Genomic DNA, 21,511 nt, shown 5'->3' with positions numbered 1-21,511 from the left:
TTCCGGTCGTCGGTAACACCTTCATCAAGGGGAGGCACCGGGCACGTCGATTGCCCACGCGGGGCTCCATATGACCCCGACGCGCCTCACCGCCCTCCCCGCCTGCGCCTGGTTGCTGGCCTTGCTGCTGCTGGTGGCCGGCACGGCGTCGTGCGTGAGCCTGCCAGGACCGGACCGCACGCTGAAACCGCTGCCGCCCCAGCAGGCCGCGGAGCGCGTGACCCTGCAGGGGCGCACCGGCCCGGTGCCCGAGGCTGTGCAGGCGCGCGACCTGGCTCGCGTGCGCGCGGAGGGCAATGCGGCGTTGTTCGAGCGTCATCTGGGCGTGCTGGCGGCGGCGGGCGAGGCGCAGCTGCTGCGCGGCAACACCGCCAGGCTCCTGGTGGACGGCCCCGCCACCTTCGCTGCCATGAAGACCGCCATCGCCGCCGCGCGACAGCGGGTGCTGGTGGAGTTCTATATCGTCGAGGACGAGGGCGTGGCTGCCGAGGTGGGTGAGCTGCTGCTGCGCAAGGCCGCCGAAGGTGTGAGCGTGGCCCTGATGTATGACAGCCTCGGCTCGGTCGGCACCGACAGCGCCTTTTTCGAGCGCCTGCGCCAGGGCGGCATCGCGGTCTGCGCCTTCAACCCGCTCAACCCGCTGGAGCGCCCGGGGCACTGGGGCGTGCTGCAGCGCAATCACCGCAAGATGCTGGCGGTGGACAGCGACGTGGCCTTCACCGGCGGCATCAACCTGAGCAACGTCTACGCGGAGGGCTCCTTCGGCAGCGCACGCCGCAAGAAGCCGCCCGCCGACGCTGACCGCCAGGGCTGGCGCGACACGCAGATCGAGCTCCACGGTCCGGTCGTGACCGCGCTGTCCGCGGTGTTCCGGCAGTCGTGGGCGAGCCAGGGCTGCCGAGGGGAGCTGCCTGCCGATCCGGCGCCGCGGGTCGCGCTGCCGGGGCAACGGGTGGTGAAGCTGGTGGCAGGCAACCCCGACCAGGGCGTGAACCCCAGCTACACCGCGCTGCTGCATGCCATCGAGGCCTCGCAGCGCAGCGTGCAGCTGACGATGGCCTATTTCGCACCCGGCGACGAGTTGATCCGCAGCCTGTGCGACGCCGCCCGGCGCGGCGTGGCGGTGGCCCTGGTGCTGCCAGGGCGCAGCGATGTGTCCATGGTGCTGCATGCGGCACGCGCCCGGTACACGCAGCTGCTGGAAGCCGGTGTGCAGATCCACGAGATGACGCAGTCGGTCATGCATGCCAAGACGGCCGTCGTGGACGGGGTGTATGCCAGCGTGGGCTCCAGCAACCTCGACTGGCGCAGCATCGTCGGCAATCACGAGCTCGACGTCATCGTCCTCGGCGACGACTTCGGCCAGCAGATGCAGGCCCTCTTCGCCCAGGACTTGACGGTCAGCCAGCGCATCGATGCCGACCAATGGGCCCGCCGCAGCCTGGGCCAGCGCCTGTTGCAGGGCTTCGCGCGGCTGGTCGAACCCCTACTTTGAAGCGCCGCCGCAGCCCAGGCGGGAACGCGGCTTGCCCCAGAGCCATGGGTTCATACGCACCACTGGAGTCTGACCATGACGATTGAAACCATGGACACCGAGGCCATGGCCGGCGCTGCCAACGCGGCGGCTGCCGAACGCTTCCTGAACGAGTTGCGCCTGGAGCGCCCGCGTCGCCCCGGCGGCAGCACGATGGGCCGCCTGATGCGTCGCAGTCGCACGCGCACCGCGGGCATCCGCTTCGAATGGGTGCTGCGCACCGTGGGGCCCGTGCTGCGCGTGGTCGCCACCTGGACCGACCGGCTGGGCCAACCCCACCACACCTCGTTCTCGGTGCAATGCAACGGGCTGGAAGGCGCACTGGACCGCGCCATCGCCGCCCGCATCTCCTGCGGCGCACCGATGCCCGACCGAGAAGATTTGCTGCAGCGTCTGCAGCAGGAATTCGCCACCGCGCCTTATGTGGCCGCCACGCTGGCTGACGGTGAGCCGGGCCGCACCGCACCGGCGCGGCTGTTCACTCAGGGGAGCTTGGCCAACATCGCCGCTTCGGTCGCGGCATCCCAGGCCAACGGGTAGAGGCAGCGCGCCTGGGTCAGCACCTCGGGGCGCCCGCCCCAGAGGGCGATCTGGTCACGCACCGTGGCGAAATCAATGCTCATCAGCACCGCGGGGGCATTCACCCGCGGGTTGTGGCGCGCGGTCGTGAACGGCAGCAGGCCGAGATAGCGCCGATAAAAGGCCACGTGGCGCGGGTTGACCTCGATGACGAGGCGCTCGCAGCCCGCCTTGCGGTGCGCATGCAGATAGCCCAGGTGGAAGATCTGGGCCAGCACCCGCTTGGCATTGTGGGAGTGGCGGTCGACCGCCAGACTGCCGAACTCGCAGAGCTTGACGCCGACGGCGCGCCACTCGGCCAGCTCTGCCTCGAACAGCGCATCGGCATGCAGGCCGGACTTGCCGTCAAAGCGCACCGACAACGTGCCCACGATCTGCTCGCCATTGCGCGCCGTGCAGATGATGTCACCGGCTTCATTGCGGCTACTGAACTTTTCCTTGCTGACCGCCAGGCCACGGTCTCCGTAGCGACGCTCGACCAGGTCGTAGGCGTCACCGTCCAGCGAGCCAAAGTCGCTGTCCAGCTCCAACGGCGGGCCGCCGTCGGGGTTCAGCGGCTTGCGCCGGCTTTCTTCAAAGAAGGTGGAGATCATTGCACTGCATTCCTGATGCCCGATGCATCGCGGGCCCGAGTCTAGAGATACAAACCTGTCAAAGCGTGCCGCTTACAGACCGATACACAGTCATCGGACCGTTTCGCGGGTTGTTGCGTCGCTCTTTGCAGGGACAGCCGCGTGCAAAAGTCTCGTCTTGTGCTTGCCCGCACGAAACGAAGGCCACGCAGGGCGTGGCCTTCTCACAGCGTGCGAGGGCGGCAGCAGCCGGTCAGGCCGCGTACTTGCCGACCAGACGGTTCATGTTGCCCAGCGAGAGGCGATGCATCTCGATCAGCGCGATGAGTCCGTTGCGGTGCAACTCCAGCACCTTGGCGTCGGGCAATTCGGCGTAGGCCTTCTCGTCCAGGGCCAGGAAGCCTTCCACGTCGAACTTCTCGCCGTTGGGCAGCGTGGCTTCAAAGCGCATGTCCTGCAGCAGGTTCAGCTCGACCAGCAGGTCGCAGATCAGGCGGGTGCGCTCGGCTTCCTGCTCGAAGTTCTCCAGGAAGGCCTTGGCGTTCATGACGAACTCGGTCGGCTCGCCGTCCTTGAACAGGGCTTCACCCGTGGTCTCGTTGAAGGCAGGCCACGTGGTGTCGAAGCACACCGCCATGTTGTTGGTGTTCTCTTCCAGGCGCGCCATCACGAACGGGAAGCGGCGCACGTAGGCGGGCACGTAGTTGCCCTTCCACTGGTCGCCGTCGACGAACAGGTTGGAACCCGCGCGCAGGCCCAGCACGGCCAGCGGTGCCACCGCGGCCTTGCCTTCGGGGCCGGCGTTGCCGGCGCGCACGAAGACGATGGGGTACTCCTTGCAGGCGTCGGCAAACTCGACCGCGGCCAGGAAGACCGAGTTCTGATCAGCGACGCGGCCCACCACGGATTGGCTGGTGTCCAGCTTGAGGTTCTTGTGGACTTCGCGGTCCAGCGGCAGCAGTTCGCCGTACATCGGGGGTTTGCTCATGATTCTTTCTCTCCAGGTTCGGCCAGGCGACTGACCAGCACTTTGTCCACACGCTTGCCGTCAAGGTCCACGACCTCGAATCTCCACGCGTCCCACTCCACGACATCGGCCGTGCGCGGCAAGCGCCCCAGCAGCAGCATGATCATGCCGGCCAGGGTGTTGTAGCGCCCACGATCTTCTTCGGGCAGTTCCTTCAGCTCCAGGCGGTCCTTCAGTTCGGGCACCGGGATCAAGCCGTCCAGCAGCCAGCTCCCGTCCTCGCGTTGCACCGCCCAGGCGTCACCATCACTCGGGGCGTTGAACTCCCCGGCGATGGCTTCCAGCACGTCGCGCACCGAGATCACGCCCTGCACCTCGCCGTACTCATCGACGACGAAGACCAGCGGCGCATCCGACACGCGGAAATGTTCCAGCAGTTCCATGCCCGACAGCGTCTCGGGCACGAACAGCGGGGGCTCCAGGCCTGCCGTCAGGTCCAGCGGCTGGCCCTCCAGCATGCTGGCCAGCAAGGCCGGGGCATTCGCCACGCCCAGCACCTCGTTGAGGCCGCCGCGGCAGACCGGGTAGCGGTTGAAGCCATGCTCACGCAGCACCGCCAGCACCTCGGCGGGGGTGGACTCCACGTCCAGCCACGCAATCTCGGCACGCGGGATCATCATGGAGCCGATCTGGCGCTCATCCAGCCGGAACACATTGCGCACCATCTGGTGCTCGTGCTCCTCGATGACGCCGGCATCCAGGCCCTCTTCCAGGCTGGCCGCGATCTCTTCTTCGGTCACGCCGCGCTGGCCCTTGTTGTGCAGGCCCATCACGCGCAGCGTGGCCTCGGTCGTGACGCTGAGCAGCCGCACCAGCGGCCGGGCCGCCATCGAGATGAAATTCATCGTCGGCGCCACCAGGCGGGCCACCGTCTCGGGGTAGATCTGGCCAATGCGCTTGGGCACCAGCTCGCCGAACACGATGGTCAGCAGCGTGATGATGACCACCACCAGCGCAGTCGCGGCGATCTCGGTGGCATGCGGGTTCAAGTGGAAGGTCTCGGTCAGCCACTGCGACAGCGGGCCTGAGAAGGCCGCGTCACCCACGATGCCGTTGAGCACGCCGATGCCCGTGATGCCGATCTGCACCGTGGACAGGAACTTGGTGGGGTTGTCGTGCAGGTCCATCGCAGCCTGCGCCCCGCCCTCGCCACTCTCCACCATCACCTGCAATCTCGCCTTGCGGCTGGCCGTCAGCGCCATTTCCGACATGGCGAAAAGTCCGTTGAGAAGGATCAGGAAGAGAACGAGTGCGGTATCCATCGAAGGCGCCGATGCGGGTTAACCCGAGGTGGCGCGCGATCAAAAACGAAGCCCGGGAGACTATCAGAAGCCCGTGACACCGCCCATCGTGCGTTCCCTTGCTTGGGGGCCGGGCGGTCGGGTTGCCGGAGCGGCGTGCCACCACCCGGACAATGCCGCGCCATGAACTACCTGATCGGCGACCTCCAAGGCTGCTGCGACGCGCTGGACCGCCTGCTGCAGCGCATCGACTTCTCGCCGTCGCGCGACCGGCTCTGGCTGCTGGGCGATCTCGTCAACCGCGGGCCGGCCTCGCTGGCCACCCTGCGCCGGCTCATCAGCCTGGGCAACGCGGCGACCTGCCTTCTCGGCAACCACGACCTGCATCTGCTGGCCACCGCCCACGGCGTGCGCCGCCCCCACAAGGGCGACACGGTGGACGACATCCTCAGCGCCCCCGACCGCGCCGCCCTCATCGACTGGCTGCGCCAGCAACGCATGGCCGTCTTCGACGCCGGCTGGCTGATGGTGCATGCCGGCGTCCCGCCCGCCTGGACGCGCGCCGACACCCTGACCCTGGCCGCCGAGGTCGAAGCGGTGCTGCGCAGCCCCGACCTGCCCGACTTCCTGCATGCCATGTACGGCAACGAGCCGGCTCGCTGGAGCCCGACCCTGACCGGCACTGACCGCCTGCGGTTCACGGTCAACGCCCTGACGCGGCTGCGCTTTTGCAGCGCCGACGGGACGCTGGACTTCAAGACCAAGGACGGCGCTGGCGCCGCGCCCGACGGCTTCATGCCCTGGTTCGACGTGCCCGGCCGCGCCAGCCAGGGCACTCCCATCGCCTTCGGCCACTGGTCCACCCTCGGCCTGCTCGACCGAGCCGACCTGCTCGGCCTGGACACCGGCTGCGTCTGGGGCGGCCGCCTGACCGCCGCGCGGGTCGACGGCTCGCGCCGCGAGATCATCCAGGTCGATTGCGAACAGGCACAGAAGCCGGGCCCGTAGAATGCGCGCCTTCCGGAGGCTTGGGGGAGTGGTTTAACCCAACGGTCTTGAAAACCGTCGGCCGGTCAAACGGCCCGTGAGTTCGAATCTCACAGCCTCCGCCAGATCTCCAGGGACGCGGCCACGTCGTGTGCGACGGGAACCATCGCCGGGCACCAGGGACCGATTTCCAGTTCATTCAGCCGCTGCAAATTTCGAACACGACAGCCTCCGCCCGGAGGCTGTTGCGCTTGCTGCACGGCCAGGCCCCTGTGCGATGGACACTGCGCTTAGCCAGCGGATGCACACCCAGCGCATCACGATGCACTCGCCGGGGCAAGCCCTCGATTGAGACGCTTGTAAGAAACCCCGCCAGCGCATGACTACCTTGCCATGCCGATGACGAATCCCCTTGCCGCCGAGCCGCCAGCGTTGCGGATGAGTGATGCCAGCCAGGACGAGGCTTACCAGCAGGCCGTGCAATGGCACGGGCGCGACCTGGCCCGTTTCGTGGCGGGCTATGAGCGCGATGCCGCGAAGCGCCAGGAACTGCTGCAGGAAGTGCACGTCGCCCTGTGGCAGAGCTTCGCGAGCTTTCGCGGTCAATGCTCGGTGCGCACCTGGGTCTACAGGGTGGCGCACAACGTGGGCGCCACGCACATCCAGCGCAGCCTGAGGAAGGCGGACCGCCAGTACCTGACGCTCGAAGAGATCGAGTCACTGCCCGGCGACGACACCGGCATCGAATCGACGGAGCGGCGCATCGACCTCGCCCGGCTCTTCGGCCTCATCCACCGCCTGCAGCCGCTCGATCGCGAAGTGATGCTGCTTTACCTGGAAGACCTGGACGCCGCCGGCATTGGCGACATCACCGGGCTCTCGGCCCGCAATGTCGCGACCAAGGTGCATCGCATCAAGAAGCTGCTGGCCGCACAGATGAACGGCCCGGAGGCCCAGCCATGAATGACCACGACCTGAAGCAACTCTGGCAGGAGCAAGACATGACCCTCGCCCCCCTCACCCTCGACACCGTCAAGCAGGAAGTCCAGCGCACGCACCGGCGCGTGGCCCGGCGCAATGCCATGGAGTACGCCGCCTGCGTGCTGGTGATCGCCGTGTTCGGCTTCTACATCACGGTCTTCCCGTCGCCGCTGATGCGTGCCGGCAGCGCCCTCATCATCTTGGCCACCGTGTTCATCGCCTGGCAGCTGCACCGGCGGGCTTCCAACCAGGCGCTGCCAGGAGCGGCGGGCGAGCAGGGCTGGATGCAGCACCAACGTGCCCAGCTGGCCCGCCAGCGCGACGCGCTGCGCAGCGCCTGGCTCTGGTACGTGGCGCCTTTGCTGCCGGGCACCGTGCTGTTCCGCTGGGGTGTGGAGGTCGACCTCGCCCCGGGTGGCCCCTTCGCCCGCGGCTGGGCCGCCAATCTCGCGATCGCCCTCATCTTCGGCGCCGTGGCCCTGGTGAACTGGCTCGCGGCTCGCCGCCTGCAAAAGCGCCTGGACCAACTCGACCGTGACGCCCGCTGATCAAGCCTCACCCACCGAAAGCCCCCGATGATGAAGCAGCGATTGACCGCACTCACCCTGGCCGCGGCGGGCACCCTGCCCGCTTCGTTCAGCCATGCTGCCCTGCCGGCGGACGCCACTGATCTGTCCCGGCGCCTGGCGGCGCGGTTCGAGGGTGACCGCACCGGCGCCTGCGTGGCAGCGGCCGTCATCGACCGCGACAAGGTGCTGCGCGCCCAGGCCTGCGCCGGCACACGCAGCGACGGCCCGCCCGGCGAGAATGCCGCCTTCGAGATCGGCTCGGTCACCAAGACGATGACGGCCTATCTCGTGGCAGACCTGATCGAGCAAGGCCGCTGGTCGCTCGACGACCCGATCGCCCGCCACCTGCCCGCGGGCACGGTGCTGCCACGCCAGGGCGACCGGCAGATCCTGGTGCGCGACCTGCTGACCCATACCGCAGGCCTGCCCGCGCTGCCGCCGGGCATGCGCGCCACGAACGCCGCCAACCCGTACGCCGACCTGACGGAAGCCGAACTGCTCAAGGCCCTGGCCGACGTGAAGCTGACCCGCCCCATCGGCAGCCGCGCGGAGTACTCCAACTTCGGCATGATGCTGGTTTCGCTGGCGGTGGCCAACAGCCACGGCGGCGATCTCGCAGCCGCCTGGCAGCGCCGCCTCTTCGAGCCGCTGGGCATGACTGCCACCCTGGGCCCCGACGCCCGTCGACCGCAGGCCCAGGGTCACCTGCCCGGCGGCTCGCCGACGCCGGCATGGACGATCACGCCCCGCCTGGCCGGCGTGGGCATGGTGCGGGCCAGCCTGGGCGACATGGTGGCCTACGCCCGCGCCGGCCTCGGTGACGGCCCGGCGGATGTCGTCGCCCGACTGCGCCTCACCCAGCAGCCGCTGGCCCAGGGCTTCGCGATGAACTGGATGCACCGTGAGCTGCAGGGACGCGCCCTGCTGCTGCACGAGGGCGGCACGGGCGGCTTCTCCTCACTGATCGCGCTGGATCCCCAGCGGCACCAGGCCGTCGTGTTGCTGGCCGACACCGCACTGACCGATCTGGGCGGCCTCGGTGACCTTGGACTGTCCCTGCTCGGCCTCGACGTTCCCGTGCAGCCTCCACGGCGCACGGAGGAGGCGCCGGCAGCCTTGCGCCAGGCGCTGGCCGGTGACTACCGCCTGGGCCCGATGCGTGTGCGGCTGTGGCAGACGGCTGAGGGGCGGCTGATGCTGCAGGCACAGGGCCAGCAGGCGTTCGAGCTCCGGTACGACTCGACAGGCGACTTCTACCCCCTGGGCCTGAATGCGCGGCTGACGCCGCTGCCCGCGAGCACCGATGCGGCCGTTGCCGGCTTCACCTGGCACCAGGGCGGTGGCGTGGTGGAGGCCACGCGGGTGGGCACGGCCTCCACGGTGGCGTCGGCCCCGCCCGCTGATGCCAAGGCCTGGACCGGCTACTACGCACTGACACCGCAGTTCAGCCTGCGGGTGTTCGAGCAGGGCGGGCAATGGAAGGTACAGGGCACCGGGCAGCCGGCGATCACCGCAACCGCGGCAGGCACGGACCGTCTGGAAATCACCCAGGTCGGCGCTGTCGTGACCTTCGAGCGCAATGCCGCGGGTGAGGTGGTCGCCGCGGTGCTCACCCAAGGCGGGCAGGTGCTGCGCGGGGCGCGCCGCTGATCGACGCGCGACGAGGCCGAATTCGCGGGGTCAGACCTTGCCGGTGTAGCGCGTATGAAAGCGCCGCCCCTGCGAGTCCACGGCTTGCAGCCACAGCTCCGAGGTGACGGCATCGACCGGCGTGTAGCTGGTGCTGAGGGTGACGGCCGTTTTGCTGGGCAAGGGCACGGTGGTGTCCAGCACGGTGGGCGAACCGCCGGCCGTGGGCGTGAAAACGCGCTTGATCTCGATGATGCGCAAATCCGGGTTGGCGGCGGCCCAGGTGGTCCAGCTGATGCTGAGGGTGCCGCTTTGCAGGTTGGCGGCGAACAGCGGCGCGGACGTGGTGATGCCGTCCAGCGTCGGGAAGCGCGAGGTGGCAGGGTCGCCCAGCACGTCAGCGCGCAGGTAGGCGGTGCGGGTCTCGGCAGTGCCGGCAATCGTGTAGCTGGCCACGAACTTGGCCGCGCGCACACTGTCGGCGGTGCCGATCCAGCCCACGGCCGCACGCTGGATGGCCAGGTCGCCCACGCCACCGGTCGGCACCAGGCTGGTGGCGCCCGGCGTGCCGGACACGCACAGCAGCGGGCGGCTGCAGTAGCCGAAGGGAATGCTGAAGCCGCCGGGCAACTGCACCGTGGCCGCGCTGAGCAGTTGGTCTGCCGGCAGCGTGGGGATGGGGTTGGGCGTTTGCGCCTGGATCTCGACCTGCAGCCCGATGCCCGGGTTGGGCGACACGGCCGTGCTGGCCGTACCATCGGCATTGAGCGCGCGGAAGGCCAGCGGGAAGACGCCGTAGGCCAGCTTCTTGCCGTTGCCGATCAGGTTCCACTTGTTGGAGGTGGTGGCCGCCTTGTTGTAGCTGACCGCGTCGGCAAACACGTCCACGACCGCGCCGGTCGAGTCGCTGATGAGCGCGCTGACCAGTACCTTGGTGCAGTTGCCGGTGGCGGGCGCGTCGTCGGCGCAACCCACGAGCTGGAAGCGGCCGAACTGGCGGTTGGCGGCGGTGTAGGTGGCCAGGATGTCGACCAGGTCGGTCTTGGTGCGGCTGTTGTGCTTGTCGTAGCCCGTCACCAGCGGGTGCGCCAGGATGGCACTGACGCTGGTGCCCTGGGCGATCAGCTGGTTCAGAGCCGCGCCCAGGTCGTCCAGGCCAGGCAGATTGCCCAGCAGCGTGGTGGCACTGGTGACCGCCTTGAGCGTTGAGGTGATGGCCGTGGCCGGGGTGCCGCCGCTCTTGAGCAGCTCCGTCTGCGCGGTGGGCAGCTCGACCACGACCTCGGCCGTGGGAGCCGCCAGGAACTTGTTGCCGATCTGCAGCAGCGGCACGTTGCGGCTGGAGCGGGCCAGGTCCACGCGGACGCTTTCGATCAGCAGGTCATGCGCGCCCTTGTTGGCAGCGAAGGTCGCATCAGCCAGCAGGTCCAACGCGGTCGCATCGCTGAACTTCAGGTCGCTGACCTGGGTCTTGACCAGGGTCTTCAGGAAGGTGCCGGCCGCAGGTGCAGCGCTTGCCAGCTGCGTGAGCTGACTGCCGCTGCTGGACGCCGCCGCGAAGACGGGTGCCGGCTCCGTGCCCAGGGCCAGCGCCACGATCGCGTTCGTCAGCGGCGTGACATGGGCCACCATCGCGGACGACACCGTCGGCACCGTGGAATGCAGCACCTGCATCGCGCCCGTGGCGTCCATGCCGCGCACCTGGATGAACAGGGGCGCCGCGGGGTTGGTGCTGCTGAGGGTGAGGCTGTAGCTGCCGTCTGCCGGGTGCGTGGTGGCGGTGCCGACCGACTTGCCCTGCCCGTCCACCACGCTGACCGCCGCATTCACCAGCGGTGCGCCGGTGGCCGCCACACCGCGCAAGGTGGGTGGCGTGGACGAGCCGGACGAGCCCGAGCCGCCACCTCCGCCGCCTCCACAGGAGGCGAGCAGCAGGGTCAGGGCAAGGGCGGCGAAGCGGTACAGCATGGCGCGGGCATGGAACGGTGCTCGGGCCAGTGTGCCGCGCCGCTTGCGGGCGCGGTGGGCGGGAAAGGGGCGGGATTCAGGGGTTGATCTTGACCCAGGCCAGCTCCAGCCAGTTGTCTGGGCGGTGCACGGCTATCACGCTGGCGCGCGCGCCCCAGGGCACCACCTGGCGGTGCAGCGGGATGATGTTGACCTGCTCGCGCAGCTCCGCCAAGGCGCCGCGCACCAGCTGCTCGCGCTTCTTCGGGTCGGGCTCGACGCTGGACTGGGCCGCCAGCGCATCGGCCTTGTCGTTGCGAAAACCACCGAAGTTGTAGTTGCCCACGCCCTTGTCGCCGCGGCTCCGGTACAGCGGCGTCAGGATGCTCTCGGCATCGGTCACCGAACCGCCCCAGCCGTACAGATACAGGCTGGTGTCGTACTTCTCCAGCTTGGGGAAGTACAGCACCCGCGGCATGGCGTTGACCTTGACCTTCACCTTCAGCTGCGCCCACATCGAGGCCAGCGCGGTGCAGATCTCCTCGTCGTTGATGTAGCGGTTGTTGGGGCAGTCCAGCGTCACCTCGAAACCGTCAGCGAAGCCGGCCTCCTGCATCAGCTTGCGGGCGGCGGCCAGGTCATGCGGCAGGCGGGTTTGCAGCGCCGGGTCGTCGAAGGACGCATTGGCCGAAGGCGTGAGCGCGCCGGTAGGCACCGACAGGCCATTCATCAACTTGGCCCGGATGGCCTCGATGTCGATGGCCTGGTAGAGCGCCCGGCGCACGCGCACATCCTTGAACGGGTTGCGGTCGCCCGGCACCTTGCCGTAGAGCAGCTTGTCGCGCGACTGATCCATGCCGATGAACACCAGCCGGTTCTCCGGCCCCTCGATGACCTTCACGCCGGCGGTATTGCGCAGGCGGGCCACGTCGCGGGGCGCGGGGTCGAGCACGAAGTCGACCTCGCCCGACACCAGGGCCGCCAGGCGCGTGGCGTCGGTGGCGATGGGCATGTAGACGACCTCCTGCACATTGCCCTCGAACTTGTTCCACCAGTTCGGGTTGCGCTTGAGCACCGTCTTGATGCCCGGTTGGCGCGAGGCCAGCATGTAGGGCCCGGTGCCGTTGGCGTTCAGCGCGGTGTAGGCCTCTTCCTTGTTCTTGAAGTCCAGCGGGCGCGTGACCTTGTGCGTCTCGCACCACTTGCGGCTCATGATCCAGAGCTGGTCGATGTGCTGCAGGAAGATCGGGTTGAAGGTGCTGAGCTGGAAGTCGACCGTCAGGTCGTCCACCTTCTTCGGCGTGCCCACGGCATTGGCCCAGACCGCGATCTGCGAGGTGGGCTCCTTGGCGCGCTGCACCGAGAAGACGACGTCATCCGCCGTCAGCGGCGTGCCATCGTGGAACTTCACGCCGGGGCGCAGCTTGAAGCGCCAGGTCAGCGGCCCGGTCTGCGTCCACGACGCCGCCAGCCCCGGCACGATGGCCAGCTTGGCGTCACGGCTGGTGAGGCGCTCGTAGATCTGGCCGTTGACCATGTTGGTCAGGCTCTCGTTCTGCGAGTCGGGGTCCATGGTCTGGGGGTCGCCCTGGCTGGTCCAGCGCAAGGTCTGCGCCGACACGCCACATGCCGCGGCCAGCAAGGCCCATCCCAACCATCGTTTCATCACTGCGCTCCAGACTGCAAGGCTCGGCAGTTTAGGAGGCTGGGCAATAGCCCTCCAGCGCCACCCCAGGGCGCGCGACGTCAGCGGCGCGCGCTGGGGTTCCAGAGCTCCTCGAGATGGCTGAAGTTCCAGTTCTCGGGCGGCTCACGGCCAGCGATGCGGTCGTTGGTCAGCGGCGCGGCCAGGTCCACCAGCTGCACCGGGATGGGCATGTTGGACTTGGTGGAATAGAACACCTTGACCCGCGGCGTGACGAGCGACGTGGGGTTCTGGTCCACCACCACCGCCAGGCGCCCGGACTGCAGCTTCACCAGCGTGCCCACCGGGTAGATACCCACGCTCTTCACGAACGCCTGGAACACGATGGGATCGAACTGCCCCTTCCACTGCGCCATGCGCTGCAGCGAACCGGCCGGGTCCCAGGCCGCCTTGTAGGGGCGGGTGGAGGTGATGGCGTCGTAGACGTCGCACACCGCTCCCATGCGGGCCATCAGGCTGATCTGCTCGCCGGCCAGCTTGTGCGGATAGCCGGTGCCGTCGATCTTCTCGTGGTGGTGCAGGCAGACGTCGAGCGCCGTGGGCGGCACCTTGGCGCCATCCTTGAGCATCTCCCAGCCGCGCTCAGGGTGGCTGCGCATGACGGCGAACTCGGCATCGGTCAGCGAGCCGGGCTTGTTCAGCACCTCCAGCGGCATCTGCATCTTGCCCACGTCGTGCAGCAGGCCTGCCAGGCCGGCCTCCCGCGCCTGGTCGTCGGGCAGGCCCATGTGGCGGGCCAGGGCCACCATCAGGCCGCAGACCGCGACGGAGTGCATGTAGGTGTAGTCGTCCTTGGTCTTGAGCCGTGCGAGGCTCACGAAGGCCGACGGGTTGCGGGCCAGCGAGCTCGCCACTTCTTCCACGATGGGCAGGCAGCTCTCGGGGTCGATGGCCTTGCCCAGGCGCGCTTCGTTGAACAGCGCCGTGACGGCCTGCTTGGAGCGGTGCAGCACCTCAGCCGCGCGGCCGACTTCATCCTCGAAGTTCGCACGCGGCTCCGGCGGCCGCGGGGCGGGCGGGGGCGGGGGCGGCGCCACGACCTCGACCCGAGGCGGCTCGGGCGCAGCCGCAGGCTCGGGAGCGGCGGGCGGCTCGGCCTCGGGCACATCGCAGCCCTTGCTCACATCGATCCACACCGCGGGTACGCCACTGCTCTTGAGCGCAGCGACGTCCGCCGGGTCGGCCAGGACGAACTTCGTCTTCCAGAAGGGGTGGGACAGCCAGGAACCCTCCAAAGACTGGAGGTACATCCCAAGCATCACATCGGAAACAGGAATCTTCTTGAGCATGGCGAGGTAGCGGTGAAGTATGACCGCGGGGTCCTCAGGCCGGCGTGCAGCAATGCACAGCCACGCACCACTTGCAAAAAAAGAAAAGCCGCCCAGCGGGCGGCTCTGTCAGCAGGGGCGCGCAGGCCTCAGCGGAACTTGCCTTGCGGCACGGTGGCCAGTTCGGTCGGCAGCGAGCCGATGTAGCTGGCGATGGCCTTCAGTTCGGCATTGCTGAACTGCTTGACCTGGCCCGCCATCACGCCATTGCTGCGGCCGACGTTGTTGTTCTTCTCGGTCTTGTAGGCCTTCAGCGCCACGGTGAGGTAGTCGGCATGCTGGCCGGCGAGCTTGGGGTAGCTCGGGTCGATGGGCTTGCTGAAGTTGGCGCCGTGGCAGGACACGCAGGCGCCCTTGGTCAGCAGTTCAGCCACGTTGGCGGGCGCGGCCGGAATGGCTTCGGGCACGGCGGGCAGCTTGGCCTGCTGCTCATAGAAGGCGGCCACGTCGTTCATGTCTTGCTCGGACAGCGAGGTGGCGATGCCGCGCATCGTCGGGTGCTTGCGGTCGCCCTTGGCGTAGGCCTGCAGGGCCGACACGATGTACTTGGCGTTCTGGCCCGCGATCATGGGCACCTTGTGGACTTCGGGGAAGCTCGCCTGATAGCCCGGGATGCCGTGGCAGCCGATGCACATGGCGATCTTCTTTTCGCCCGCCTTCACATCCTGGGCCTGAACGGTAATGGCACCGAAGGCAGTGGCCAGGGCGAGCGAGATCTGCAGCAGTTTCTTCATGGTCCCAGGGGGTGTCGTGGCTTGGAGCGGCCGCGATTATAGGAGGCCTCCTATACTGGTCCGGCCCCCTTCCAGCACCGGTTTCGTCCCGGTTTTCCCCATGAAATTCCAAGGTTCCGACCACTACGTCGCCACCGCCGACCTGATGCTGGCGGTCAATGCCGCCGCCACGCTGCAGCGGCCATTGCTCATCAAGGGCGAGCCCGGCACGGGCAAGACCATGCTCGCCGAGGAAGTCGCCGCGGCCCTGGGCCGGCCCCTGCTGCAGTGGCACATCAAGAGCACCACCAAGGCCCAGCAGGGTCTGTACGAGTACGACGCGGTGAGCCGGCTGCGCGACAGCCAGCTCGCCGGCATCGAGGGCAGCGACCGGGTGCGGCATGTCGAGAACTACATCGTCAAGGGCGTGCTGTGGCAGGCCTTCGAGGCGGAGGAGCCGGTCGTGCTGCTGATCGACGAGATCGACAAGGCCGACATCGAGTTCCCGAACGACCTGCTGCGCGAGATCGACCGCATGGAGTTCTATGTGTACGAGACCCGCCAGCTGGTGAAGGCCAAGCACCGGCCGCTGGTGTTCATCACGTCCAACAACGAGAAGGAGCTGCCCGACGCCTTCCTGCGCCGCTGCTTCTTCCACTACATCAAGTTCCCCGATGCCGAGACGATGCAGAAGATCGTCGACGTGCATTTCCCGACGCTCAAGAAGGACCTGCTGGCCGCCGCGCTCAAGAACTTCTATGACGTGCGCAACCTGCCGGGCCTCAAGAAGAAGCCCAGCACCTCGGAGCTGATCGACTGGCTCAAGCTGCTGGTGGCGGAAGACGTGCCCGTGGAGGCGCTGCAGGCCAAGGACGAGAAGGTCAGCATCCCGCCGCTGGTGGGCGCCCTGCTGAAGAACGAGCAGGACCTGACCCTGTTCGAGAAGCTCGTGTTCATGCAACGCAACAACCGCTGATGTCGCAGCCTGACTTCGACCGCGCAATGCGCGAAGGCCTGGCCGATGCCATCGGCTTCGTCGCCGGTGCATTGGCCGGCTGGTGGCTGGGCCGCCAGTTCGGGATCGACTTCATCGCCAGCCCCGAGTGGAACGCCCGGCAGATCATCGGCCTGCTGCTGATCGTGGCCGGCTGCGGCGTGGGCCGCGCCGTGGCACGCCGGCTGATGCTCAAGGACAAGGCATGAAGCCGGTGCAGCCCGTGTCGCTGGTGGCCGGCCCGATCCGGCTTGAGCCGCTGACGCTGGCGCACGTGCCGGGCCTGGCCGCCGCGGCGGCCGATGGCGAGTTGTGGAACCTGCACTTCACCAGCGTGCCCGCGCCCGACGAAACCGAAGCCTATGTGCAGACCGCACTGGCCGGCCAGGCCGCGGGCCATCGCCTGCCCTTCGCGGTACTGGACGCCGCCAGCGGCGAGGTGCTGGGCTCGACGAGCTATCACGACATCGTGCCGGCCATCGAGCGGCTGGAGATCGGCTACACCTGGTACGCCCGGCGCGTGCAGCGCACCGCGGTCAACACCACGGCCAAGCTGCTGCTGCTCTCGCATGCCTTCGACACGCTGGGCGCGGCCCTTGTGGGCTGGCGCACCGACAACTTCAACCACGCTTCGCAGCGCGCCATCGAGCGCCTCGGCGCGCGACGCGACGGCGTGCTGCGCCACCATGCCGCCCGCCGCGACGGCACGGTGCGCGACACCGTCATGTACAGCCTCACCGCCGGCGAATGGCCCGAGGTGAAGGCGCATCTCCAATGGCAACTGACCCGACCCCGCGCATGAAAAACACCAACAGGGCGTTCGATGTGGAGGCCCTGTGGGCCCTGGACCGCATCGCCGAACCCAGCCTCAGCCCCGATGGCGCCCAGGCCGTGGCGAGCGTCACCCGCTACTCGATGGACAGCAACAAGGCGCAGAGCAGCCTGTGGCTGTTCTCGACGCTGGGCGGCGAACCGCGCCGGCTGACCGAAGCCGGCGAGAAGGACGGCCAGCCGCAGTGGAGCCCGCGCGGAGACCTGATCGCCTTCACCGCCCGCCGCGAGCAGGGCGGCACGCGCGACGAGGAGACCCAGCTCTACGTCATCGCGCCCGATGGTGGCGAGGCCCGGCGCGTCGGGCCGGTGGCCACCGGTGTGGAATCGTTCAAGTGGTTCCCGGACGGCCGCCACATTGCCTTCGTCTCCTGGGTCTGGCCGGACCGCAAGGCCGCCGCCCAGGCGGACGCCTTGCGCGAGTTCAAGGCCCGCAAGGAAAGCGCCTACGTGACCGACGAGGCCGTCTACCGCTTCTGGGACCACCACATCCCGATGGGCCGCGTGCCGCACCTGCATGTGCTGGACGTCGCCACGGGCAAGAGCCGCGACCTGTTCGAAGGCACCGCCTGGGAACTGAGCCGCGCCGAGCCGGACGCGAACAGCTACGACATCTCGCCCGACGGCCGGCGCATCGCCTTCGCCTTCGACCCCGGCACCGAGAAGCAGCTCGGTGCCTGCTATGCGCTGGCCGAGGTCGACGTGAAGACCCGCCGCGTGCAGACCCTGCTGCAGGACGCCGACTGGGACTTCACCGCGCCGCGCTACAGCCACGGCGGCCACCATCTGGCCTTCCTGGCCGGTCACCAGGCGCAGGGCCACAACCAGCCCAACCGGCTGGCCGTGCTCGACCAGAGCGGCCACTGGGCCGTGTTCAGCGAGGACTGGGACCACGAAGTCAGCGCCCCGCTGCGCTGGACGGCCGACGACCAGACCGTCCTCTTCGCCGCCGAGGACCGCGGCTGCCGCCACCTGTGGCAGTTCATGCTGGGCGACCGGGTGGCCGAGCCCATCTTCCAGGGTGGTCATGTGGGCAGCTTCTCGGTGGCGGCCGATTTCGTCGTGGTCAACCACGACAGCGTGCAGTTCCCGCCGCGCCTGTCGGTGCTCAGCGACGACGGCGTGCGCCGCATCGAGGCCCTGAATGACGAGCGCCTGGCGGCCCACCGCTTCGGCCGGCATGAGGAAGTCACGATCACCGGCGCCCGCGGCGATGACGTGCAGATGTGGCTGATCTACCCGCCCGATTTCGACCCCAAGAAGAAATGGCCGGTCATGCACGTCATCCACGGCGGCCCGCACACCGCCTTCGGCGACAGCTGGCACTGGCGCTGGAACCACCAGGCCTTCGCAGCCCAGGGCTATGTCGTGGCCTGCGTGAACTACCACGGGTCGTCGAGCTTCGGCCATGAGTTCCTGGACAGCATCACCGGCCATTGGGCCGAGTACGAACTGCAGGACATCGAGGCCGGCACCGACTGGCTGCTCAAGAAGCGCTGGGTCGACGCCAAGCGCATCGTCGCCACCGGTGGCAGCTACGGCGGCTACATGGTCGCGTGGATGAACGGCCATGTCGCGCCAGGCCGCTACCAGGCCTACGTCTGCCACGCCGGCTGCTTCGACTGGCAGGCCATGTACGCCGACGACGCCTACAACTGGCACCGCAAGGAGCTGGGCGCGGCCTACTGGGAAGACCCTGCCCGCGTGGCGGCGCAAAGCCCCATCAGCTTCGCAGCCCACTTCAAGACGCCGACCCTGGTCATCCACGGCCAGCTCGACTACCGCGTGCCGGATGCCCAGGGCCTGGCCTACTACAACACGCTGAAGTCGCTCGGCGTGCCGGCGCGCCTGGTGTGGTTCCCGGACGAAAACCACTGGGTGCTCAAGCCGCGCAACAGCCGGCTGTGGTACGGCGAGTTCTTTGCGTGGCTGGCCCAGCACGGGTCGGGCGCGAAGAAGAAAGGCCGATGAGCTGATGAGCACCCGTCGACAGTGGCTCGCCCGCGCGGGCGGTGCCGCGGCAGGGCTGGCGGCCTGGCCCGCCTTCGCACAGAGCGCATCGCCTGCGCGTGCCAGCCTCGCGGCGCTGCAGGCGCATCTGCGCTTCCTGGCCAGCCCGCTGCTGGAAGGCCGTGAAACCGGCTCGCGCGGCTTCGACATCGCCGCGGCCTATGTCGCCAGCCACTTCGCGCGCCTGGGCCTGCAGCCGCTCGGCGCCGAGGGCAGCTTCGCTCAGCCGGTGCTGCTGAAGACCGCGAAGCTTGCCAGCACGCCGCCCGTGCTGCGCCTGTGGCGCGGCGCCACGGCCGAGACGCTGACCTATCTCGACGACTTCAGCACCCGGCCTGACCTCGCGGCCACCCACAGCGAGGTGACGGCGCCCCTGGTGTTCGCAGGCTTCGGCATCCGCGCGCCGGCCTTCGGCCTGGACGACTACGCCGGCCTCGACGTCAAGGGCCGCATCGTCGTCGTGCTCAGCGGCCGGCCGCTGCAACTGCCTTCCGAAGAAGGCGCGCACTACGCCAGCCGCCTGACCAAGGCCGCGCTGGCCGCGGAGCTGGGCGCCGTAGGCATGATCTCGCTGGCCACGCCGCGCAGCGAACGGGTGTCGCCCTTTCACCTCGCCCGCCAGTACGCCGGCAGCACGGCCATGGACTGGCGCGACGCTGACGGCCAGGGCGGCCAGGACAACCTGCCGCTGCGCGGCTGGGCGAGCCTGAGCCTGCAGCGGGCCCCCGCCCTGCTGGCTGCCCTGGGCCGCGACTACCGCCAGCTGGTGGCCGACGCCGAAGCCGGCAGGCCGGTGCCGCGCGGCGAGCTCGGCCTCACCGCCGAGATGGCACGCGACAGCCTGCATGGCGACACCCGCAGTGCCAACGTGGTGGGCCTGCTGCCTGGGCGTCATCCCGAACGCCGGCATGAGGTGCTGCTGCTCACCGCCCACCTCGACCACCTGGGCCGCAAGTCCGGGCCGCAGGGTGAGGTCATCTACCCCGGCGCGATGGACAACGCCCTCGGCATGGCCACGCTGCTGGAGACAGCCACGCAGCTCGCCCAGGCCCCTGGCGGTCTCGACCGGTCCATCCTCATCGCGGCACTGACCGGCGAGGAACAGGGCCAGTTGGGCTCGTCGATGCTGGCGGCCCAGCCGCCGCTGCCGGCGGCCCAGTTGATGGCGGCGGTCAACATCGACATGCCCATCCTGCTGCACGACTTCAACGAGGTCGTGGCCCTCGGGGGCGACCATTCCACGCTCGGCGCGACGGTCGCCCGGGTGGCCGGCGACATGGGCTTGAAGATGGCCGCCGACCCGCAGCCCGAGCAGGCGCGCTTCACAAGGTCCGACCAATACAGCTTCGTGCGCCGCGGCATTCCGGCGGTGATCCTGGGGCCGGGCGTCGGCTCGTTCAACCCGCAGGAAGATGGTGCCGCGCTGATGCGCGACTTCCGGCGCCTGCGCTACCACCAGCCGGGCGACGACCTCGGCCAGCCCTTCCACGCAGCGGCCATGCAGCGGTATGCGCAGCTGCACATCGGGCTGATGCAGGCCCTGGCGACGCAGGCCGAGGCGCCCCGGTGGCTGCCGGGCGACTTCTTCGGCGAGCTGTTCAGGCGGGGTCGCTGACCCAGTCGATGTCCACGCACAGCACCTGCAGACGGCCGGCCACCGGCACCGCCACCGACAGGGTCACGCACATGCGCGGCCCATGCAGGCTGAGATAGGGGCGCGTCATCTGCACCACGCCGGGCTCATCGAGCGCGCGGCGGAAGTAGGGCCGGCGCGCCCAGCGGGCCTCCGACGGCAAGCCCAGCGGCTCGAAGCGAGGATCGGCGTCGACGAGCCCGGGCGACTGCGGAAGCAGCTGCTCCGCCACATGCCGCCCCTGGTCGTCCAGCGCGAACACCGCCTGCACCCCGGGCAGGGCCAGCAGCGGCGCACAGGCCTGCGCCAGCCCCAGCGTGGGCAACACGGCCTGCGCCGCCTTCAACGCGCTGCGGTAGGGGTCCACGCGTGCGCCGAGTTCCGCCCGGCCCGCCGCATGGCGCTGATCCAGCAGTGACCAGATCTCGTCGATCTCCTGCGAAGCCCCGGTCGGCCCGAGCGTGCCCGGCACCGGCCGCCCGAACACGAAGCCCTGCACCAGGTCCACATCCACGTCGAGTGCCAGCAGCGCCTCGTCGCGTGTTTCCACGCCTTCCAGCAACACCAGCGAGCCGCATTCGTGCAGCAGCGACACCATCTGCGCCAGCACCCGCGCGATCCGCGGCGAGCCGCACGCCCGGCGCAGCAGGCTGCGATCGAGCTTCACGATCTCAGGGTGGATGTGCCAGATGCGGTCGAAATTGGAATGACCCGCGCCAAAGTCGTCCAAGGCCAGCAGGCAACCCGTCTCGCGCACCGCCGCCACGGCCTGCTGGAAGTCGGTCTCCTGGGCCATGACGTCCTCGGTGACCTCCAGCACCAGGCGGTGCATGGGCAGGCCCAGCGCCTGCACGGTGCGCACCGAGGCATCCAGCGCCTGGGTCTGCATCGCGCCGTGCACGAACACGGCCGGGTGGATGTTCAGGAACAGCCAGCCGATGTCGCCCGCCTGGTGCACGAAGTTGTTGACATGCAGCAGCCGGCACAGCCGGTCCGCCGCCCATTGGGCCTCGAAGCTCTCCAGCTGCTCGAAGAAGTGCAGCGGCGACACGGCATGCCCATCCGCCGCCGTCACGCGCAGCAGGGCTTCGTAGCCCACGGCGCGGCGATGCGGGAAGCTGAACACCGGCTGGAAATGGCTGTCCAGCAGCCAACCGCCCTGCCGAGCCCGCCAACGACCGCCCTCCTGCACCAGGGTCTGGGCAAGGTGCACGAGCATGGGATCGGCATC

19 protein-coding genes and 1 tRNA gene are annotated in these 21,511 nt (G+C 68.8%); 12 read left to right on the top strand and 8 right to left on the bottom strand.

Annotated features, from left to right (window positions below; translation table 11 throughout):
- The first annotated feature begins 70 nt into the window (after positions 1–70).
- Complete coding sequence (locus CDO81_RS14205) at positions 71–1,495, top strand: phospholipase D-like domain-containing protein (protein WP_088483874.1); 1,425 nt, start codon at positions 71–73, stop codon at positions 1,493–1,495.
- A gap of 75 nt (positions 1,496–1,570) precedes the next feature.
- The gene (locus CDO81_RS14200; RefSeq protein WP_144397249.1) at positions 1,571–2,074 is read left to right on the top strand and encodes a hypothetical protein; all 504 of its coding nucleotides are present in this window, start codon (positions 1,571–1,573) and stop codon (positions 2,072–2,074) included.
- On the opposite strand, the gene CDO81_RS14195 is transcribed toward CDO81_RS14200, so the two are convergent.
- From CDO81_RS14195 to CDO81_RS14185, 3 genes are all read right to left on the bottom strand, one after another.
- A complete protein-coding gene (locus CDO81_RS14195) occupies positions 2,017–2,706 on the bottom strand; it encodes an N-acyl amino acid synthase FeeM domain-containing protein (RefSeq protein ID WP_088483872.1) in 690 nt (229 codons plus the stop codon). The genes CDO81_RS14200 and CDO81_RS14195 overlap by 58 nt on opposite strands.
- A 232-nt stretch (positions 2,707–2,938) precedes the next feature.
- Positions 2,939–3,673: a SapC family protein gene (locus CDO81_RS14190; RefSeq protein ID WP_088483871.1), complete on the bottom strand. Its 735-nt coding sequence runs from the start codon at positions 3,671–3,673 to the stop codon at positions 2,939–2,941.
- Entirely contained in the window at positions 3,670–4,974 is a 1,305-nt protein-coding gene (locus tag CDO81_RS14185) for a hemolysin family protein (protein ID WP_088483870.1), read from the bottom strand. Before CDO81_RS14185 ends, CDO81_RS14190 begins: the two co-directional genes overlap by 4 nt.
- A gap of 162 nt (positions 4,975–5,136) precedes the next feature.
- On the opposite strand from CDO81_RS14185, the gene CDO81_RS14180 reads away from it, so the two are divergent.
- From CDO81_RS14180 to CDO81_RS14160, 5 genes are all read left to right on the top strand, one after another.
- Positions 5,137–5,961, top strand: coding sequence for a symmetrical bis(5'-nucleosyl)-tetraphosphatase (locus CDO81_RS14180; protein WP_088483869.1), 825 nt, complete (start codon positions 5,137–5,139; stop codon positions 5,959–5,961).
- A 14-nt stretch (positions 5,962–5,975) separates the two neighbouring features.
- Positions 5,976–6,065 (top strand) — tRNA-Ser (locus tag CDO81_RS14175).
- Between the two features lie 274 nt (positions 6,066–6,339).
- Positions 6,340–6,903 carry an RNA polymerase sigma factor gene (locus tag CDO81_RS14170; protein WP_158218282.1) on the top strand — a complete coding sequence of 188 codons (564 nt, stop codon included), beginning with the start codon at positions 6,340–6,342 and terminating at the stop codon, positions 6,901–6,903.
- The gene (locus tag CDO81_RS14165) at positions 6,900–7,469 is read left to right on the top strand and encodes a hypothetical protein (protein ID WP_088483867.1); all 570 of its coding nucleotides are present in this window, start codon (positions 6,900–6,902) and stop codon (positions 7,467–7,469) included. The genes CDO81_RS14170 and CDO81_RS14165 overlap by 4 nt, the downstream gene beginning before the upstream one ends.
- Before the next feature lie 42 nt (positions 7,470–7,511).
- On the top strand, positions 7,512–9,140 hold the full coding sequence (locus CDO81_RS14160; protein ID WP_158218281.1) for a serine hydrolase domain-containing protein: 1,629 nt from the start codon (positions 7,512–7,514) through the stop codon (positions 9,138–9,140).
- 30 nt (positions 9,141–9,170) lie between these two features.
- Here CDO81_RS14160 and CDO81_RS14155 read toward each other — a convergent pair whose 3' ends face one another.
- The 4 genes from CDO81_RS14155 to CDO81_RS14140 all read right to left on the bottom strand — a co-directional run bounded on the left by CDO81_RS14155 (position 9,171) and on the right by CDO81_RS14140 (position 14,833).
- Positions 9,171–11,087 (bottom strand): hypothetical protein, encoded by a 1,917-nt coding sequence (locus CDO81_RS14155; protein ID WP_088483865.1) that lies wholly within the window; start codon positions 11,085–11,087, stop codon positions 9,171–9,173.
- 76 nt (positions 11,088–11,163) lie between these two features.
- Positions 11,164–12,732: an ABC transporter substrate-binding protein gene (locus tag CDO81_RS14150; protein WP_088483864.1), complete on the bottom strand. Its 1,569-nt coding sequence runs from the start codon at positions 12,730–12,732 to the stop codon at positions 11,164–11,166.
- 80 nt (positions 12,733–12,812) lie between these two features.
- Positions 12,813–14,060, bottom strand: a complete 1,248-nt coding sequence (locus tag CDO81_RS14145; RefSeq protein ID WP_088483863.1) for an HD-GYP domain-containing protein — start codon at positions 14,058–14,060, stop codon at positions 12,813–12,815.
- A gap of 128 nt (positions 14,061–14,188) precedes the next feature.
- Complete coding sequence (locus CDO81_RS14140) at positions 14,189–14,833, bottom strand: c-type cytochrome (RefSeq protein WP_088483862.1); 645 nt, start codon at positions 14,831–14,833, stop codon at positions 14,189–14,191.
- A 100-nt stretch (positions 14,834–14,933) separates the two neighbouring features.
- On the opposite strand from CDO81_RS14140, the gene CDO81_RS14135 reads away from it, so the two are divergent.
- The 5 genes from CDO81_RS14135 to CDO81_RS14115 are packed head-to-tail and all read left to right on the top strand — an operon-like array spanning position 14,934 to position 20,262.
- Positions 14,934–15,788, top strand: a complete 855-nt coding sequence (locus tag CDO81_RS14135; protein WP_088483861.1) for an AAA family ATPase — start codon at positions 14,934–14,936, stop codon at positions 15,786–15,788.
- Positions 15,788–16,015 carry a hypothetical protein gene (locus CDO81_RS14130; protein ID WP_088483860.1) on the top strand — a complete coding sequence of 76 codons (228 nt, stop codon included), beginning with the start codon at positions 15,788–15,790 and terminating at the stop codon, positions 16,013–16,015. Before CDO81_RS14135 ends, CDO81_RS14130 begins: the two co-directional genes overlap by 1 nt.
- Positions 16,012–16,608: a GNAT family N-acetyltransferase gene (locus CDO81_RS14125; protein WP_088483859.1), complete on the top strand. Its 597-nt coding sequence runs from the start codon at positions 16,012–16,014 to the stop codon at positions 16,606–16,608. The genes CDO81_RS14130 and CDO81_RS14125 overlap by 4 nt, the downstream gene beginning before the upstream one ends.
- Positions 16,605–18,608 carry a S9 family peptidase gene (locus tag CDO81_RS14120; RefSeq protein WP_241517003.1) on the top strand — a complete coding sequence of 668 codons (2,004 nt, stop codon included), beginning with the start codon at positions 16,605–16,607 and terminating at the stop codon, positions 18,606–18,608. Before CDO81_RS14125 ends, CDO81_RS14120 begins: the two co-directional genes overlap by 4 nt.
- A 4-nt stretch (positions 18,609–18,612) precedes the next feature.
- Positions 18,613–20,262: a M28 family metallopeptidase gene (locus tag CDO81_RS14115; protein WP_088483857.1), complete on the top strand. Its 1,650-nt coding sequence runs from the start codon at positions 18,613–18,615 to the stop codon at positions 20,260–20,262.
- Here CDO81_RS14115 and CDO81_RS14110 read toward each other — a convergent pair.
- Entirely contained in the window at positions 20,246–21,499 is a 1,254-nt protein-coding gene (locus tag CDO81_RS14110; RefSeq protein WP_088483856.1) for an EAL domain-containing protein, read from the bottom strand. The two genes, CDO81_RS14115 and CDO81_RS14110, sit on opposite strands and share 17 nt — an antisense overlap.
- Positions 21,500–21,511 lie beyond the last annotated feature (12 nt).

The sequence above is a fragment of the Roseateles puraquae genome (assembly GCF_002205845.1).
In the GTDB taxonomy this organism is placed as follows: Bacteria; Pseudomonadota; Gammaproteobacteria; order Burkholderiales; family Burkholderiaceae_C; genus Pelomonas; species Pelomonas puraquae.
This window is presented reverse-complemented; position numbering and strand designations above follow the sequence as displayed.